Genomic DNA, 1987 nt, shown 5'->3' with positions numbered 1-1987 from the left:
TTGCCGTTCCGCCACTCGCTCGCCGCCACGCTCTACGGCGACCAACTCCGAGCCGAGGCACCGCCCGGATCCACTGAGCTTGGCTTTGCAGGTGCCGTGACGCGAGCGCAGCACCTGTGTGGGTCATGGTGGCCGGCATACCACGAGCAGCAGACGGCTGATGAGAGCCGCCGAGGCATTGAGTGATGTCCCGGTGGACGGCGACGTAGCAGAAATCTGCGTGGTCCAGAGCTCGCGGCGGACCAGCGCGAGAGCCTCGCTGAAGGTGGGCAGCGGCTTGGGATACCAGCGCACGCACTCAAGCACCGGCCCACGCTCGACGGCAAGTTGGCTGGCCCACAGTGTCACGAGAGAGAACAACGCGAGGAGCGCCGGCGTGGTGCGCAGGATGGCCAGGTCGGACCACTGCCTCTGGGTTTCCATCCCGAGGTGACGACGAGCCTCCTCGAAGGTGGTCTCGATTCGCCAGCGGCGAACGAACCAGCGCAGGATGTCGACCGGCGCGGCCTGCTGGTCGGTGCAGAGGAAGGCCTGCGGCTCCTTCTCGCCACTCGGGTCGCGCACCAGCACCCAACGGATCGCCACCCGTGCGCCGCGGTGAGACCAGAGTGCGGTGCCGGTGGCGATATCGAGCCGGCGGGTACGGCGGCCATACCAGCCATCAACGACAACCCGGCGCCAACACGTGCGCCGGTCGCGCAAGCGCTCGGCCGGGCTGGGCTGCCGTGCCCCTTGGACTGGCGGCCGACCTCGCCGCCGCGGCCGGCGCGGCGGGGGTGGGTCGTACAGGCGAGCATCGAGACGCAGGCGGGTGACTACGGTCAGGTGCGGCGCGAGGTCACGCAGCAGGGCGACGACCGAGAAGCTGCTGTCGGCCACTGCGATGAGCCGCCGCCCTGGTAGCCAGCGCGCGACCTGCAGCAGCGCCTGCCGGCTCCAGTCAGTCAGCTTCTTGTGCCGCTTGCCTTGCTTGGCCGCGTAACGCTCGGAGGGCGCCAGCACGGTCAGGAAGGGCAGGCCCCAGACGCAGCGAGCCCAGGGCACCGGGGCCAGCAGCATGACACTGAGCCAGCGCAGGCCGCTCGCCTTGACGAAGTGGCCCCGGCTGGAGCGGACCGGGTCACGGTAGATCCCGCGTGCCGCAATCCGCGCCCCCCAGCGCCGCTCGATGCTGTCATCGACGCCCATCACCACCGGGCCGTTTGGGACAAAGGCGGCGACCAGCAGCAACAGGAGACGGTGCGCGAGCGCCCGCGAACACCATTGCCCATGGCTCAGCACCCGATGGTACACGGCAAAGCCGGCCACCTCGCCCAGGCCCATAACCCGCAGCGCCGCGGCAACCGTTCGTCGTCCGGGCGCCAACAGGGTACCGCAGACCAGCACGAGCACGTGACGCCAGACGGCGGTGGTGAAGTGGCATCGGAAGGGCTGCATCCAGCCGTCCAGCAGCGCCGGAACGACGCTCGGCGTCATGGCACATCGCCTCCGCCCAGAAACCTCCGAGGGCTGCAACGCGGCAGGCAGCGCAGGAGAGACGGGCCATGGCCGGCAGCCCAGATGCAATGCGCACCCGCATCGAACCCTCCCCCTGGCCGCCGCAGCGCGGCGGCGTCGAGGTGGTGCGGGCGAACAAGGGCTACACGCTCTACAGCCAGCGTACCGGCGGCCCGGTCGCCCGGCTGCGCCTAGCCGGTCAGGGCGACAAAGTTCAGGTCCTGTGGTGGCGACGCGACGCCTGGGGCAACCCGGGCCCTTTCGGCCGCGAGGTCATGCCGCTCGACGAAGCCCTGGAGTTTGTCGCCAGCGAGGGCTTTTTCTGGATCCACGCCTCATGACGAACGCGTCACGGCACCTGCAGAGTCAAGCTGAGAAGGCCAGCAGGTTGTCGCGGAACTGCGCATGCGCGTAGTCCCGCCGCACCAGGCCGCGCCGCTGCAGCGCCGGCACCAGCCCGTCCGCCACCTCCGCCACGGTGCGGCGGCTG

General features: G+C 70.1%; 2 protein-coding genes. One reads left to right on the top strand and one right to left on the bottom strand.

The features are described 5' to 3' along the window. Window positions 1-123 precede the first annotated feature (123 nt). Window positions 124-1476, bottom strand: a complete 1353-nt coding sequence (locus VF632_RS08760; RefSeq protein ID WP_331022493.1) for an IS701 family transposase — start codon at window positions 1474-1476, stop codon at window positions 124-126. Between the two features lie 68 nt (window positions 1477-1544). Between VF632_RS08760 and VF632_RS08755 the strand changes: the two genes are divergently transcribed. Next, on the top strand, window positions 1545-1838 hold the full coding sequence (locus VF632_RS08755) for a hypothetical protein (protein ID WP_331022492.1): 294 nt from the start codon (window positions 1545-1547) through the stop codon (window positions 1836-1838). Window positions 1839-1987 lie beyond the last annotated feature (149 nt).

Origin of the sequence: Longimicrobium sp. (assembly GCF_036388275.1) — a bacterium.
In the GTDB taxonomy this organism is placed as follows: Bacteria; Gemmatimonadota; Gemmatimonadetes; order Longimicrobiales; family Longimicrobiaceae; genus Longimicrobium.
This window is presented reverse-complemented; position numbering and strand designations above follow the sequence as displayed.